Source organism: Leisingera sp. NJS204, from assembly GCF_004123675.1.
Classification (GTDB): Bacteria; Pseudomonadota; Alphaproteobacteria; order Rhodobacterales; family Rhodobacteraceae; genus Leisingera.
In genome coordinates, this window is the sequence record NZ_CP035417.1 from 1,342,000 (window position 1) to 1,355,244 (window position 13,245).

Sequence of the window (13,245 nt, forward strand, 5' to 3'; positions counted from 1 at the left end):
CGAAAACTTTTGCGCCGCCAGCCGGCGGGACGGGAGTATCACTTAGCAGGCAGCGCCAGGTTGAAGCCGCATTCATCCATCATCCTGCCATAGGCCGCGGTAAATCCGCTCAACGACGCCTCATAGAACATGTCGTTCCCGGCCCAGATCTCTACCCAGCTTCCCTGTTTCATCGCTTGCAGCATCGGCAGGTGATCCTGGAACTGCAGCGCGCTTTCAGCTTCGGCCAGGCCTTCCTCGTTGATCCAGGAATTGATCCCGGCAGAAACTGAGAAGCTGCGGTCAAAGTCAAAGATGAAATCCACAGTGCCGCCCCGCTGCATCAGCGTCGGGTAATGGCGCGGCGCATATTCCTGCACCTTGGCCATCGGGTAAAAATCCGGCGGGCCGCCGTCGCCGGAAAACACCTCCAACGCCAGGATCGGGTCGCCATCGCCGCCGGTCCAGGCGCGGCAGGTCAGGTAGTTGTCCTGCTCGGTCTCATGCGGTTCAGTGGCGGCATGCCAGTCCTTGTAATTCCAGTAGTCTGCCAAAGCAGGGGAGGCCGCCAGCGCGGCCAGGCAAGCACCAAGGATCAGTCGCATCAAATACCCTTTCAGCAATCCTGACGGCGACCCTAACCCAATTAGGTGAACAGAGGCTTGTCAGACCCCCAGCGCGTCCAGCCGTGTCTCCACCATGCTGCGGTAACTGGCACCGAACAGCCGCAGATGCACCAGTGCAGGCCACAGCTGATAGATGGCCCGGCGCACCTCATGCCCCGGCTCCGGCGCGCCATAGCTTTCGTGAAACGCTTCAGGCCGTGCGCCGAACAGATGCAGCATCGCCAGATCCACGTCTCCATCCCCTTAGTAACACCCAGGGTCGATCAGATAGGCGTAGCTGCCGCGGAACAAAACATTGGCAGCCCGCAGATTGCCATGCAGCAGAGAGGTTGGCGGGGCAGCAGGCAACGGATCCGGCAACCTGTCGCAAAGGGTCTTAAACCGCGATCGCAGCTCCAGCAGCTGCACCTCGGACAAATTACCGCCATGCAGCGGGCGGGCGCGTGCGACTTCAGCGCCCAATAGGGAAAGAAACGTTTCCTCCAGCCCGCTCACACCTGCCAGGTGACACGGGCCTCTCCGGCCAGCATCCCCTCCTTGGCGCGGTCGAACCGCAGATAGGCAATGCCTTTGCCGCCGGACTGGGTGAACAGCGTGCCCACGGGTTTGCCGCCCGAGGTGATTTCAGTGCCAACCGGCGCCGTGCCCTCAACCTCCACAGTCCGGAACCCCTTGCGCAGCTCGGTCTTGTGTTTCATCCGCGCGGTGACCTCCTGGCCCACATAGCAGCCCTTGCGGAAATCCACCCCGTTCAGCGCTTCAAACCCCGCCTCCAGAATATAGCTTTCCGGTCCCAGCTCGACGCTGGTCTCAGGGATACAATGGGCGACCCGGACCGCGTCCCAATCACTGCCGTCATCGCCGCCTTCAGCGCCATAGAGCCGCCAGCCCATATCCGCATGGCGCGGATCGGACAGCGCGCCCTCAGGCGCATCGCCGGTGCCGCGTTTCACCTGCAGATCCGTCAGTTCCACCTGCACGTCAGCGCGCAGCCGGTACATGTTCAGCCGCTTCAGCAGGCCTTCGGCCAGCGACGCCTCCACGTCCAAGAGCACCGCATCGCCATCGGCGGCCAGAAAGAAATCCGCCAGATACTTGCCCTGCGGCGTCAAGAGTGCTGCGTAGACCAGCCCATCGTCCAGCCGGTCGACATTGTTGGTCACCAGCCCCTGCAAAAAACTGCGGGCGTCGGCACCACTCAGGCGCAGGATGCGGCGGTCGTTCATTTGATGTCTCCGGTGTTTCTCAGAGGACGTTTCATAGTTCCGCCCAGTGATATAGGAAGCAGGGCGGAAGAAAACAGGAAAACCACCCATGCCCGCGCCGGTCAGCATCGTGATCCCCGCCTTGAACGCAAGCGAAGAGCTGCCTGCCACGCTTGAACATCTGATGGAGGGGCTGGCAGCAGGTCTGATCCGCGAACTGGTGATAACGGATGGCGGCTCCGCCGACGCCACCCGCGCTATCGCTGAGGGTGCGGGCGCAGAATGGATCAGCGGCGCGCCCTCGCGCGGCGGCCAGCTGCGCCGGGGCTGTGCGGCGGCCAAGGGCGACTGGCTGTTGATACTGCACGCCGACACCCGTCTGGAACCGGGCTGGGCCAAAGCCGTGGCGCAGCATCTGCAGACGGGGCAGGGCAGCCCCGCCTGTTTCCGCCTGCGCTTCCGGGCGCGTGGGCTGATGCCGGCCTGGGTCGCGGGCTGGGCCAACCTGCGCACGCGGCTGTTCAGGCTGCCCTATGGCGATCAGGGCCTGCTGATCCGGCGCGCGGTGTATGAGGCTGCAGGCGGTTATCCCGACCAGCCGCTGATGGAGGACGTGGCGTTGGTGCGCCGCCTGCAGGGCATGACGATTCTGCCAAGCGCGGCGCTGACCAGCGCCGCGCGCTACCAGCGCGCGGGCTGGCTGCGGCGCGGAGCACGCAACCTGTGGACGCTGATGCGGTATTTTCTGGGGCGGGATACGGGAAAGCTGGCTGCTTCTTACCGGAAATAGAAGAGAGAGCAGGGTTCTTCCGCGGGCGGAAGCGAAGCGCCCGCCGTTTTGCCGGAGGCAAACCTTTGGTTTGACCGGGGCGGACGGGCGTTGCCCGACCTTTCGGCCGGGCGAAACATTCAAAGATACTCAGCCGAACACCTTGCGCGAGAACCGGCGGAACCAGCGTTCCTTGCCGCTTGCGGCGCCACCCGGCACTTGCTCGGCTTGGGCGGCGATGCCGGCAGTATCCACCACTGTCTTGCCGTCCTGAAACTGCAGCCGGTACAGATCGGCATAGGTGCCGCCGCGCGCCAGCAGTTCTTCGTGGGTGCCCTGGTCCAGCACCCGGCCGCGGTCCATCACCACAATCTTATCTGCATTGCGGATGGTCGACAGCCGGTGCGCAATCACCAGCGTGGTGCGCCCGCCGGCCAGCTTGTCCAGCGCCTGCTGCACGACCTTCTCGGATTGCGCATCCAAGGCCGAGGTGGCCTCGTCCAGCAGCAGCACCGGCGTATTGCGCAGCAAGGCGCGGGCTATCACCACCCGCTGGCGCTGGCCGCCCGACAGGGCTGATCCGCGCGGCCCCACGCGGGTTTCCAGCCCATGCTCCAGCTTGGGCAGGAAATCCGCCACATGCGAGGCCTCCAGCGCCGCTTGCAGTTCCTCGTCGCTCACATCGGTGCGGCCCAGCACGATATTCTCAAGCAGGGTTTCGTCAAACAGCATCGCATCCTGCGTCACCACCGAAAACAGGCTGCGCAGATCTGCGGTGTTCAGACCGGTGACCTCAACCCTGCCCACGGTCACGGATCCCGCCTGCGGATCCACCATCCGGGTCAGCAGGTTGAAAATGGTCGATTTGCCAGCCCCCGAGGCCCCCACCAGCGCGGTGGTCTTGCCGGCTTCGGCCTCCAGTGTCAGCCCGTGCAGGATCTGCGCGTCGCCGTAATTCAGCTCAACTCCGCTCAGGTTGATGGCGGGCAGACCTTGCGGCGCGGTCTGCGGATGTTCTGGCTCGCTCAGCAGGATCGGCGCATCCAGCAGCTCCTTGATCCGCTCCAGCGCTGCCGCCGCGCCCTGCCAGACACCGGAAATATTCGCCAGCCGCCGCATCGGTTCGAAACTCAGCCCGATCGAGGTGAAAAAGCTCATGAACTGGCCCACGGATTTTTCGCCGGCGATGATCTCGTTGCCGCCATACAGCAGCACCGCCATAAAACCGACACCGGCCATGATGTCGGTCATGCCCGAAATCGACGAAGTGCCAAAGGCGGCCTTCACTTCCGAGCGGACAAAGTCATCGGTGCGTTCGGAAAAACGGTGGACCTGATAATCTTCCAGACGGTTCAGCTTGACCGGCACGATGCCGTGAAAAATCTCGTCCAGCCGGGTTGCCAGATCGGCGCCCAGATCGCGCGCGCGCGACGCCTTTTTGCGCACATAACGCTGGATGGTCGAGATCGGCAGCAAGAGCACCGGCACCCCGACCAGCAGGATCAGCGTCCAGCGCCAATCGATGCTGAAGGCAACGCCCAGCACCGCCACCAGCGCCACCAGATCGCGCCCGGCGCCGGTGATCACCGCCTGCCAGACCGCGTTGATGGCATAGACATCCGACTGGATCCGCTGGATCAGCAGCCCCGGAGGGTGCTGCTGGTGAAACGCCGGATCCTGGCGGATCAGCCGCGCCAGCATATCCTTGCGCAGATGTGCGGCCGAGGTCTGCGAAACCTTGCTCAGCAGCACCTTCTGGGTGACGCTGGACACGCCGCGCAACGTGAAAATCGCCAGAAACGCCAGGCTGACCCAGACCAGCGCGTCTGAATTGCCCGCGACAAAGACCAGATCGAACATCGGCTGCATCATATAGCCAAGCGCGCCCATGGTGGCGCCTTCCAGCAGCATAAAGATCGCGGCAATGCCCAACAGGCCGATGTAATGGCGCAGATAACCGCGCCACAGCCAGCCGAACAGCTCGCGCGAGGATTTGTGAGGCTGGCTCATACGGGGAGGGTCCGGCAGGGAGTTCGGGTCATTTCGCGCCTTTTCTGACATGCCGCAACCATTTAAGCAGCTCGGCTGCAGGGCGCAAGCAATTCGCCGTGACGCTGCGGACTGTGGAATTGACCCTGCGGGATCGCCGGCTACTGCGCCGCAAAGGATCAACCGCGGTGCGCGAAGGCGTTTGCGCTGCAAGGAACATTGCCCATGAGCGGATCAGTGAACTATCAACAGGCCGGTCATACCTGGCCAGTCCGGGCCCACCGGTGGTGCCGGACCAGGTGCTGCAGACAATGCACCGGGCCTCTCCCAACATCTATGCCGGTGCTCTGGTCGAAATGACCGCCACCCTGATCCCGGATCTGCAGCGGATCGCCGGCACCCGGCATCAGGTTGCGATCTAAATCTCCAACGGCCACGGCGCCTGGCAGGCGGCACTGCAGAACACGCTGCAGCCGGGCGGCCGGGTGCTGGTGCCTTCCTCGGGCCGTTTTGCGATCGGCTGGCCGGAAATGGCCGAAGGGCTGGGCATCGAGGCTGAGGTTCACGATTTCGGCAATCACGCGCCCTGGGACCTGGACCGGATTGCCGAACGGATCGCCACTGGGCACCGAACTGCGCATGTGGCTGGAACAGCACTTGGGCCTGACGCTGGCCATCGGCCTTGGTATGGCGGCGCCAAACAGCCCGGACTGGCACGGGTTTTTCCGGCTGGGCCATATGGCGATGGGCCTGCTGGGAGGCATCGACACCGGTCTCAAGGCGCTGGGTATTCCGCACGGGCCGGGCGCGCTGGACGCGGCTGCAACAGCCCTGGCCGCGCGCTAGCAGCCTGGCAGACACAAACGGTAGGCGCGGCTCACGCCTTCCGTGCATTCAGGCGGATATCCAGCCTGGTGATAAGATGGTTGATCAGCACCGCCAGCACCAGAACAGGCACCATTCCGTACATCACCCAGACCACAAAGAAGATCCACATCAGGTTGATCCCGGCAAAGGTGATTGCGGCAGTGAAGAAATCCGGCATGTTGGCCGGCAGTTCAGGGTCACGCATGACAATTCTCCCGGTTCTACTTCTAAATGGTAGTCCAGGAGTGGTGAATGTCCGGTAAAACTGCCGCGATCCGGGGAGCGCTGGCAAGTTTCAGCCACCCCGCGCCGCCGCCAGCGCCCGCGGCAGGGCCGCCGCAAAGGCGTCCTGCTCCGCTTCCGGCCCGCAGCTCACCCGGATGCAGCGGTTTTGCGGCGCGGCAAAGGGCATCCGCACAAAGATCCCCTGATCCACCAGACCATCCAGAACCGCCTTGGCGAACACCCCGTCGTGACCGCAGTCAATGGCCACGAAATTGGTGGCCGAGGGCAGGGCGCTCAGCCCGTTTTCCGCCGCGACCCCAGCAATCCGGTGCCGCGCGCCGCCGATTTGCGCCAGCACGCTCGCCAGCCAGTCCTGATCCTGCAAGGCCGCCAACGCCCCCGCCTGCGCCGCCCGGTTCATGCCGAAATGATTGCGCACTTTATTGAAGGCAGCGATCAGATCCGGGTGACCCATCGCATAACCGACCCGTGCTCCGGCCATGCCATAGGCTTTGGAGAACGTCCGCATCCGGATCACCCGCACATCATCGGCACTGACGGGCGCCGCGGTGCCTTCCGGCGCGCATTCCACATAAGCCTCGTCCAGCAGCAGCAGGCAGCCCGCAGGCAAATGGTCCAGCGCGGCGGCAATATCGGCGCCCTTGTGCCAGCTGCCCATCGGATTGTCCGGATTGGCAAGGTAGACGATCTTGGCATCCACCTCCGCCGCCCGGGCAAACAACGCCTCAAAATCCTCGCGATCATTCTTATAGGGCACCGTGTGGATCACCCCGCCAAACCCCGCCACATGGTAATTGAACGTCGGATAGGCCCCCAGCGAGGTCACAACCGCATCGCCCGGCCCGATCAGCAGCCGCACCAGATAACCCAGCAAACCGTCGATACCTTCGCCGACGATGATATGCTCAGGGTCCACCCCGTGATGCGCCGACAGCGCCTGACGCAGATCATGGCTTTGCGCATCGCCGTATTTCCAGATCTCCGCCGCCGCTTTGGCCATTGCCTCAACCGCCTTGGGCGAGGGGCCGAATATGTTCTCATTCGCCCCCAGCCGTGCCGCAAAAGGCGCGCCGCGCTCACGCTCCTGCGTTTCGGGGCCGACAAACGGCACGGCGGCAGGCAGGGAAAGCGCAAGCGGGGTGTAGCGGGGACCAGTCATGGCCGCAGATAACCCCAAGCCCGCAAACGGGGCAAGGCTTGCGTCACCGTTCCCTGCCGCGCAGATTACCCCGGATTTCCAGAGGATTCTTTCATGCGCATTGTTCTGGCCTTGCTGGCCACCGCCCTAGGCTACCTGTTGTTCTGGCCGGTGCCGGTGGATCCGGTCGCCTATGACCCGCCCGCCGCGCCAGGGTTTACCGGCGCCTACGCCGAAAACCGCGCCCTGGATGCGGCAGAGCTGATCACACTGCCGGATGGCGAAGCAGGCCCCGAAGACCTGGCCGAACTCGCGGACGGTGCGGTCTACACCACCAGCCTTTCCGGAAATCTCTACCGCATCGACGGGGCGGAGCCGGTGCTGGCCGACCGTCTCGGCGGCCGCCCGCTGGGGTTGAAGGCCGGGCCGGACGGCGCGCTTTACATCGCTGACAGCTTCCGCGGCATCCTGCGCTGGTCCGGCCCCGGCACGCTCAAGGTGCTGGCAGACAGCATCAATGGCACGCCCATCATTTACGCCAATCAGCTCGACGTGGCACAGGACGGCACAGTCTACTTCTCCAACTCCTCCGACCGGTTCGATCCGGAAACCATGGGCGGTACCAAACCCACCTCGATCCTCACCATCTGGGAACAGTCGGACAGCGGCTATGTCGCCCGCTTGGCGCCAGACGGCAGCGTAGAAAAGCTCGCCACAGGCTTCGTCTACACCAATGGCATTGCCCTGTCCCCGGACGAAGATTTCCTCCTGATCAACGAAACCGGCCGCGCCCGTATCCATCGCTTCTGGCTCACGGGGGACAGGGCGGGCCAGCAAGAGGTTTTCCTTGATAACCTTCCCGGCTATCCCGACAACCTTGAAGGCCAGGGCGACGGCACCTATTGGCTGGCCTTTGCCAGCCCGCGCCTGCCGTCGGAAAAACTGATGCCCTATCCGTTCTTGCGCAAACTGATCTGGCGGCTGGGGCCGATTGTGCGCCCGGCGCCGGTGCATCGCGGCATGCTGATGCAGTTCGACGGGCAGGGCAAAACCTTACGCACGCTGCAGGATCCGGACGGGCGCCTTGGCGTCACCACCGGCGGCAAGCTGGCAGGCGGGCAGCTTTACGTGATGACACTCGACTCGCCCTGGTTTGCCCGTCTGCCGCTGCAACCCTGACCCTTCCCCCACGTTGGACTGGCATCCCATCCGCTGCCGGGGCAGGCTGGCGGCAAACCAGAAACGGGGAATACGCCATGGCCAGAGTCACCACCGGCTACAAGGACCACATCGCCTATGTCACGCTTGCCCGTCCGGACAAGCACAACGCCTTGGACGAGGAGATGATCGAGGCAATCATCGCGGCCGGGCAGGAGGTGGCGGAATCGGATGCCCGCGCTGTGGTGCTGGCAGGTAGCGGCAACAGCTTTTGCGCCGGTCTCGACATGGCCGCTCTGGCCGGATTTGCGCAGCGTGACCTCAGCACCTTGGTGATGGAGCGCACCCACCACGACGCCAACGCGTTCCAGGAGGTGGCGATGGTCTGGCGCCGTATGCCGGTGCCGGTGATCGCGGCCATTCACGGCGCCTGTTTCGGCGGCGGCTTGCAGATCGCGCTGGGTGCCGACATCCGCATTGCCCACCCCGAGGCGCAGCTGTCGGTGATGGAGATGAAATGGGGGCTGATCCCGGACATGGGCGGCATGGCGCTGCTGCCGCGGCTGCTGCGTTCGGACGTTTTGCGCCGGCTCACTTACACGGCTGAAAAAATCGCCGCGCCGCAGGCGCTGGACTGGGGGCTGGTGAGCGAACTGGCAGACAGCCCGCTTACCCGCGCCCAGGAACTGGCCACCGTCATTGCAGCAAAAAGCCCCTCCGCCATCCGCGCTGCCAAGCGCATGATCGCTTATGCCGAAAGCGGTGCCGCCCAGGCGGATGTGCTGCTGGCCGAAAGCGCCGGACAGCTGGACCTGATCGGCAAGCCGGATCAGATGGAGGCCGTCGCGGCGCAGCTGCAAAAGCGCCCGCCGGATTTCGGCTGAGCCCTGCCAGAGAGGCTTCTTCTCCGCCCCGTGCTGCCGTTCGCGTGGTGCTGAACCGGAATTCCAACAGCTTCTTCCGGCTGTAAAAATCCCCGCCGGAGGCAGCGTCCGGAACGGGCGCTTTGCCGCCGGCGGGTCTTTGAAAACTGCAACAGCGGTTTTTCGCCAATTTTTCCGAAAATCCGCCGATGCCAGCGGGAAACCGCCGCCTGCCGGCAGAAAAATGCCGCGCAAAACCAACAGAAACGCCCGTTAACCATTTGGCAATATTTGCGGGCGAATTCTGCCTTCATCAGGGCGCAAAACAGGCCAATCCATCAATTGGAAACCTGCCGCCGGAACGCTCGTACGGGCGCCGGATGGGTGTTTGCACCCTGATGAAATGCAGTAGAACCGGCTGGCGCAGGAAGTGCGCTGCAGCCGGGCTTCAGAAAGGAGTGAGGCTGATGCAACTGGTGCGTAAGAAGTGGTTTATTCTGTTCGAAAGCGGCGCCCTGCTGTCCCGGACCGGCGACCGGATCACCTATTTTTATGACGAGGCCCTGTGCTTTGGAAACCGCGAGGAGGCGCAGCGTTACCTGGCGGTCAATGAAAACAAGGTCAGCTGCACCGGCCTGCACCCGTCGCTGACCGAGGCAGCGTGAGCGGATGGCTCGCCGCCAGCCGCAGGCCCCCGGCGGCGGAGGGTGCAATGCCTAGCTCGGCCCGTTGGCTGCTCGCCTTCAGCGGAGTGATGATCTCGGCCTCGGCGCTGGTGTTCTGGGCCTGGCTCGGCGGCGCAGGCCAGCCGGCCGAGGATCAGCCCGGCTGGTTCACCCTGACTGCATTGCGGTTCTTCTGGCTGCCCTTCCTCAGCGGCGCCGGGCTGGTGCTGGCGGTCTGCTGCGCCGGGCGCACGGGTCTTTGACCTGCCGGCCCCGGTGATACCGGCCCAACGACGCGGGTCCAGTGATACCGGCCTTTGGGCCGCAGATCCTAAAAGCCGGCCATGAAAAAAGCCGCGCCCGGTGCAGGCGCGGCTTTCTATTCAACAGGTCTGCGGCGGGCTTAGAGCGACGCGTCGTAGATTTTGGCGATATTTGCGCCCAATGCAGCGTCATATTCCGCATCGGTCATCGACACGCTCAGCCCCTCGGTCAGCGCGCGGCTGAAGGAGGCGATCATCTTGGCGTTCTGCGACAGGCGCGCGCAGGCGTCATCGGTGGTATAGCCGCCCGACAGCGCCACAACCCGCACCACATTGGCGTGATCTGCCAGATCATCATAGAGGCCCGCCTTGGACGGGATGGTCAGCTTCAGCGCCACTTTGGTGCCTTCGGGCAGGGCGTCCAGTTGTGCCTTGATCTCTGCCTTCAGGACATCTTCGGCCTCGGCTTTGGTGGCCGAGTTGATGTCCACTTCCGGCTCGATGATCGGTACCAGGCCGGCGGCCACGATCTGCTGGCCCACTTCGAACTGCTGGGCAACAACCGCCTTGATGCCTGTCGCATTGGCTTCCTTGACGACCGAGCGCATCTTGGTGCCGAAGATGCCCTTCTCACCGGCGCGCGCCAGCAGGGCGTCCAGCTCCGGCATCGGCTTCATCATCTGCACGCCATTGGCCTCATCGGCCAGGCCCTTGTCCACTTTCAGGAACGGCACCACGCCGCAGTTGCCCCACAGGAAGTCCGCGGTCGGCTTGCCGTCAATCTCGCCGTCCATGGTTTTCTCGAACAGGATCGCACCCAGGATACGCTCCTTGCCAAAGCTCGGCGAGGTGATGATGCGGGTGCGCATCTTGTGGATTTCGGCGAACATCTCGTCATCGCCGGAATAGGCGTCCTCGGTCACGCCATAAAGCGCCAGCGCCTTCGGGGTCGAGCCGCCGGATTGGTCCAGCGCGGCAATGAAGCCTTTGCCGGCTGCGATACGGTCGAGTTGTTCCTGATGAACGGAAGCGTCTTTGGCCATGATGCGTCACTCTTCTTGGGAATGGTCTGTCTTGGCGCTGTCTATACCGCGAATCTGCCGGGAAACAACGGGGTGTTGCGCTAACGGAAGAAGGATTTCCGCGCATCCCGCGCCATATTATAGCGCATTTCCAGATCCGAGATCCGTGCCATCGCCGCCTTGCGTGCCGCCGCATCCGTCAGAGCCGCATAACCCTTGCGGGCCGCCGCCAGCTGTTCTTTCAACGTGAATTCCTCCGGCACCACGCCGGCCTGCGCCATGATCCGCATTCCTACCGCCAGCCCCGCATCCACATGCGCCTCGCCGCTGCGGTCGGGCAAGGGTTTGCCTTGGCCCGCCAGTCCTTGCAGCTGCCCTTCGGCCTGGGCCTTGGCCAGCTGCCGTTCAATCAGATTGCGGAATGCGCGGATCATGGGCGGCCTCGTGTTTTCTGCCGGGATCCTACCAGCCGCAGCTCAACCCAGCCAGTCCTTGCGGGTGACTGCGTCATTCAGCGCAATCAGATCCTCGTGCAATTCGCCCAATGCAATGGGGCCGCCCAGGCAGACCCTTACTGCTTCCTCGGGCAGGCCGGTTACGGTGAAAGCATCGCTTGGCATGATGCCGATCTGGCGGCCTGCCATGCGGCCCAGTACCTCGGCCCGGCTGGTGCCGCGGGGCAGGGTAAGCCACAGGTTGAAGGCCAGTGGATCCGCAATGGTAAAGCATTCCTGCAGCACCTCAGCCGCCAGCGCCTGCCGCACTGCTGCGGCCTTGCGCACGAAACCCTGGATTTCCGCCGCGGTGCCATCCTCGATCCAGCGGCCCAGAAGTGCCAGGTTCAGCGGCGACACCATCACATGCATCGACCGCATTGCTTGTGAGAACTGCCCCATCAGGCTGCGTTTGGGCACCGTGGTATAGGCCAGCCGCAACCCGGCGCCGAAACATTTGGACAGGCCCGCGATATGCCAGCCCAGATCCGGGATCAGGCTGCTGATGGCGGCAGGAGCATCCTCGGCAACGAAGCAATAGGCGTCGTCTTCGATCAGCGGCAGATCATGTTTTTGCAGCACGGCCGCCACCTCCTGGCGCCGGTGGCTGGGTATGGTGCGGGTGGTCGGGTTCTGCAGCGTCGGGTTCAGGTACAGCGCTGCCGGCCAGTGGTCGGTGACCGCTTTTTCCAGCGCCTCCGGCAGGATGCCGTCACGGTCGCCGGCCAGTCCGATCAGCCGGATCCCCAGCCGCGCCGCAATTGAGCGCAGCCCGGGATAGGTCACATCCTCGCACAACACGGTTGAACCCGGCTCGCACAGCACCGTCAGAATTGCATAAAGACTGGCATGAGAACCCGGCGTGACCGCCAGCCGCTCGGGTGCGCAGGGCTGGCTGTTTGCCTGCATCCAATCCGCCGCAATGGCCCGGTCCTGCGGGCTGCCGGTGACCGATTGATAGCGCAACAGCGGCAGCAGGTTGGCCGAGACATGCTCCAGCCCCTTTTGCATCCGCGCCAGCAAGGCCGGGTCATCCGGCTCCGGCGGCATGTTCATCATCGGGTCTTCTTCCAGAGCCCGGCGCGGATCGGGGCGTGCCGGCAGCGCGTCCGGCGCCTTCACAAAGGTGCCGCGGCCCACAAAGCTTTCGATATAGCCGCGCCGCACCGCCTCGGCATAGCCGCGCGACACGGTTGAGAAATCCACCCCCAGATCCTGCGCCACCCGCCGCTGCGGCGGCAGCCGGTCGCCGGGGGACAGCACGCCGGTGTCGATGTCGGATTTGATCGCCTCGGCCAGCTCCAGATAGCGGGGCTTTGCATTGGCCAGACGGGCCGGGGTCCACTGCTTCATCGGCGGAATCTCCTGGGGTGATTGTTCCATCATTGATTGGTTCAATGATTGACTGCGTCAATAAATGCAATATCGATGTTTGCAAATTGATTGCAATCAATCCCGGAATCGCAGTATCAGGCCGCAAACCCCAAGGAGACGTGCGATGACTGGGATGGATGTTTTGCAACAGGACCAGCGGGAGATGAAACCCGCCTTGCTGAAGGGGCTGCGGCTGCGCTGCCCGAACTGCGGCGAGGGCAAGCTCTTGCACAGTTATCTCAAGGTGAACGACAGCTGCAGCGAATGCGGCCAGGAGCTGCACCATCAGCGCGCTGATGACGGGCCGGCCTATCTGACCATTCTGGTGGTTGGCCACATTCTCGGCTTTGCGCTGCACATTGTTTATACCCAGCTGCGTCCGGATCCCTGGACCTTGGCGATCATCATGTCGGTGATCACGGTGGGGGCCTCTCTGGTGATGCTGCCGCGGATGAAGGGGCTGGTGGTGGCCTATCAATGGGCCAAGCGGATGCACGGGTTCTGAACCCGGCCAGAAACCAACCTGAAACCAACCAGTTAAAATGCAAAAGGCGGGCCATTGGCCCGCCTTTTTCCGGTTTCTCCCT

General features: G+C 63.7%; 17 protein-coding genes. 8 read left to right on the top strand and 9 right to left on the bottom strand.

The annotated features are described in order from the left end of the window. Nucleotides 1–38: 38 nt before the first annotated feature. From ETW24_RS06570 to ygfZ, 3 genes are all read right to left on the bottom strand, one after another. Nucleotides 39–584, bottom strand: coding sequence for a hypothetical protein (locus ETW24_RS06570; protein ID WP_129370287.1), 546 nt, complete (start codon nt 582–584; stop codon nt 39–41). A 60-nt stretch (nt 585–644) separates the two neighbouring features. After that, nucleotides 645–836, bottom strand: coding sequence for a fructosamine kinase family protein (locus ETW24_RS24750; protein ID WP_254695716.1), 192 nt, complete (start codon nt 834–836; stop codon nt 645–647). Between the two features lie 260 nt (nt 837–1,096). After that, on the bottom strand, nt 1,097–1,831 hold the full coding sequence (gene ygfZ, locus ETW24_RS06580) for a CAF17-like 4Fe-4S cluster assembly/insertion protein YgfZ (RefSeq protein WP_129370288.1): 735 nt from the start codon (nt 1,829–1,831) through the stop codon (nt 1,097–1,099). An 88-nt stretch (nt 1,832–1,919) separates the two neighbouring features. Here ygfZ and ETW24_RS06585 point away from each other — a divergent pair, with 88 nt between their 5' ends. Continuing rightward, a complete protein-coding gene (locus tag ETW24_RS06585; protein WP_129370289.1) occupies nt 1,920–2,600 on the top strand; it encodes a TIGR04283 family arsenosugar biosynthesis glycosyltransferase in 681 nt (226 codons plus the stop codon). 129 nt (nt 2,601–2,729) lie between these two features. Here ETW24_RS06585 and ETW24_RS06590 read toward each other — a convergent pair whose 3' ends face one another. Next, a complete protein-coding gene (locus ETW24_RS06590) occupies nt 2,730–4,589 on the bottom strand; it encodes an ABC transporter ATP-binding protein (RefSeq protein ID WP_129370290.1) in 1,860 nt (619 codons plus the stop codon). 98 nt (nt 4,590–4,687) lie between these two features. Between ETW24_RS06590 and ETW24_RS25365 the strand changes: the two genes are divergently transcribed. Together ETW24_RS25365 and ETW24_RS25370 are read left to right on the top strand one after the other, a co-directional pair. After that, the gene (locus ETW24_RS25365; RefSeq protein WP_441328129.1) at nt 4,688–4,990 is read left to right on the top strand and encodes a hypothetical protein; all 303 of its coding nucleotides are present in this window, start codon (nt 4,688–4,690) and stop codon (nt 4,988–4,990) included. 181 nt (nt 4,991–5,171) lie between these two features. Next, on the top strand, nt 5,172–5,414 hold the full coding sequence (locus tag ETW24_RS25370) for a hypothetical protein (protein WP_441328130.1): 243 nt from the start codon (nt 5,172–5,174) through the stop codon (nt 5,412–5,414). Between the two features lie 31 nt (nt 5,415–5,445). On the opposite strand, the gene ETW24_RS06600 is transcribed toward ETW24_RS25370, so the two are convergent. Then, complete coding sequence (locus ETW24_RS06600) at nt 5,446–5,640, bottom strand: histidinol phosphate aminotransferase (RefSeq protein WP_129370291.1); 195 nt, start codon at nt 5,638–5,640, stop codon at nt 5,446–5,448. A 90-nt stretch (nt 5,641–5,730) separates the two neighbouring features. After that, nucleotides 5,731–6,840, bottom strand: a complete 1,110-nt coding sequence (locus ETW24_RS06605; RefSeq protein ID WP_129370292.1) for a pyridoxal phosphate-dependent aminotransferase — start codon at nt 6,838–6,840, stop codon at nt 5,731–5,733. 93 nt (nt 6,841–6,933) lie between these two features. Between ETW24_RS06605 and ETW24_RS06610 the strand changes: the two genes are divergently transcribed. From ETW24_RS06610 to ETW24_RS06625, 4 genes are all read left to right on the top strand, one after another. Further along, a complete protein-coding gene (locus ETW24_RS06610; protein ID WP_129370293.1) occupies nt 6,934–7,998 on the top strand; it encodes an SMP-30/gluconolactonase/LRE family protein in 1,065 nt (354 codons plus the stop codon). 77 nt (nt 7,999–8,075) lie between these two features. Next, a complete protein-coding gene (locus ETW24_RS06615) occupies nt 8,076–8,861 on the top strand; it encodes a crotonase/enoyl-CoA hydratase family protein (protein WP_129370294.1) in 786 nt (261 codons plus the stop codon). Nucleotides 8,862–9,307: 446 nt separating this feature from the next. Further along, nucleotides 9,308–9,505: a hypothetical protein gene (locus ETW24_RS06620; RefSeq protein WP_129370295.1), complete on the top strand. Its 198-nt coding sequence runs from the start codon at nt 9,308–9,310 to the stop codon at nt 9,503–9,505. Between the two features lie 47 nt (nt 9,506–9,552). Then, entirely contained in the window at nt 9,553–9,768 is a 216-nt protein-coding gene (locus tag ETW24_RS06625; protein ID WP_129370296.1) for a hypothetical protein, read from the top strand. A gap of 140 nt (nt 9,769–9,908) precedes the next feature. Here the strand turns inward: ETW24_RS06625 and ETW24_RS06630 are convergent, their stop codons facing one another. From ETW24_RS06630 to ETW24_RS06640, 3 genes are all read right to left on the bottom strand, one after another. After that, nucleotides 9,909–10,811, bottom strand: a complete 903-nt coding sequence (locus ETW24_RS06630; protein ID WP_129370297.1) for a fructose bisphosphate aldolase — start codon at nt 10,809–10,811, stop codon at nt 9,909–9,911. 80 nt (nt 10,812–10,891) lie between these two features. Continuing rightward, nucleotides 10,892–11,224 (bottom strand): J-domain-containing protein, encoded by a 333-nt coding sequence (locus ETW24_RS06635; RefSeq protein ID WP_129370298.1) that lies wholly within the window; start codon nt 11,222–11,224, stop codon nt 10,892–10,894. A gap of 42 nt (nt 11,225–11,266) precedes the next feature. Beyond that, nucleotides 11,267–12,637 carry an aminotransferase-like domain-containing protein gene (locus ETW24_RS06640; protein WP_129370299.1) on the bottom strand — a complete coding sequence of 457 codons (1,371 nt, stop codon included), beginning with the start codon at nt 12,635–12,637 and terminating at the stop codon, nt 11,267–11,269. 145 nt (nt 12,638–12,782) lie between these two features. Between ETW24_RS06640 and ETW24_RS06645 the strand changes: the two genes are divergently transcribed. Further along, on the top strand, nt 12,783–13,163 hold the full coding sequence (locus ETW24_RS06645; RefSeq protein ID WP_129370300.1) for a DUF983 domain-containing protein: 381 nt from the start codon (nt 12,783–12,785) through the stop codon (nt 13,161–13,163). Nucleotides 13,164–13,245: the final 82 nt, after the last annotated feature.

Excerpts from the sequence above, each read along its gene's own strand:
- ETW24_RS06615 (WP_129370294.1), top strand. The coding sequence starts at position 8,076 with ATGGCCAGAGTCACCACCGGCTACAAGGACCACATCGCCTATGTCACG.
- ETW24_RS06600 (WP_129370291.1), bottom strand. The coding sequence starts at position 5,640 with ATGCGTGACCCTGAACTGCCGGCCAACATGCCGGATTTCTTCACTGCC.
- ETW24_RS06590 (WP_129370290.1), bottom strand. The coding sequence starts at position 4,589 with ATGAGCCAGCCTCACAAATCCTCGCGCGAGCTGTTCGGCTGGCTGTGG.
- ETW24_RS06630 (WP_129370297.1), bottom strand. The coding sequence starts at position 10,811 with ATGGCCAAAGACGCTTCCGTTCATCAGGAACAACTCGACCGTATCGCA.
- ETW24_RS06620 (WP_129370295.1), top strand. The coding sequence starts at position 9,308 with ATGCAACTGGTGCGTAAGAAGTGGTTTATTCTGTTCGAAAGCGGCGCC.
- ETW24_RS06625 (WP_129370296.1), top strand. The coding sequence starts at position 9,553 with ATGCCTAGCTCGGCCCGTTGGCTGCTCGCCTTCAGCGGAGTGATGATC.
- ETW24_RS06605 (WP_129370292.1), bottom strand. The coding sequence starts at position 6,840 with ATGACTGGTCCCCGCTACACCCCGCTTGCGCTTTCCCTGCCTGCCGCC.
- ETW24_RS06635 (WP_129370298.1), bottom strand. The coding sequence starts at position 11,224 with ATGATCCGCGCATTCCGCAATCTGATTGAACGGCAGCTGGCCAAGGCC.
- ETW24_RS06570 (WP_129370287.1), bottom strand. The coding sequence starts at position 584 with ATGCGACTGATCCTTGGTGCTTGCCTGGCCGCGCTGGCGGCCTCCCCT.
- ETW24_RS06610 (WP_129370293.1), top strand. The coding sequence starts at position 6,934 with ATGCGCATTGTTCTGGCCTTGCTGGCCACCGCCCTAGGCTACCTGTTG.
- ETW24_RS06640 (WP_129370299.1), bottom strand. The coding sequence starts at position 12,637 with ATGAAGCAGTGGACCCCGGCCCGTCTGGCCAATGCAAAGCCCCGCTAT.
- ETW24_RS06645 (WP_129370300.1), top strand. The coding sequence starts at position 12,783 with ATGACTGGGATGGATGTTTTGCAACAGGACCAGCGGGAGATGAAACCC.
- ETW24_RS06585 (WP_129370289.1), top strand. The coding sequence starts at position 1,920 with ATGCCCGCGCCGGTCAGCATCGTGATCCCCGCCTTGAACGCAAGCGAA.
- ygfZ (WP_129370288.1), bottom strand. The coding sequence starts at position 1,831 with ATGAACGACCGCCGCATCCTGCGCCTGAGTGGTGCCGACGCCCGCAGT.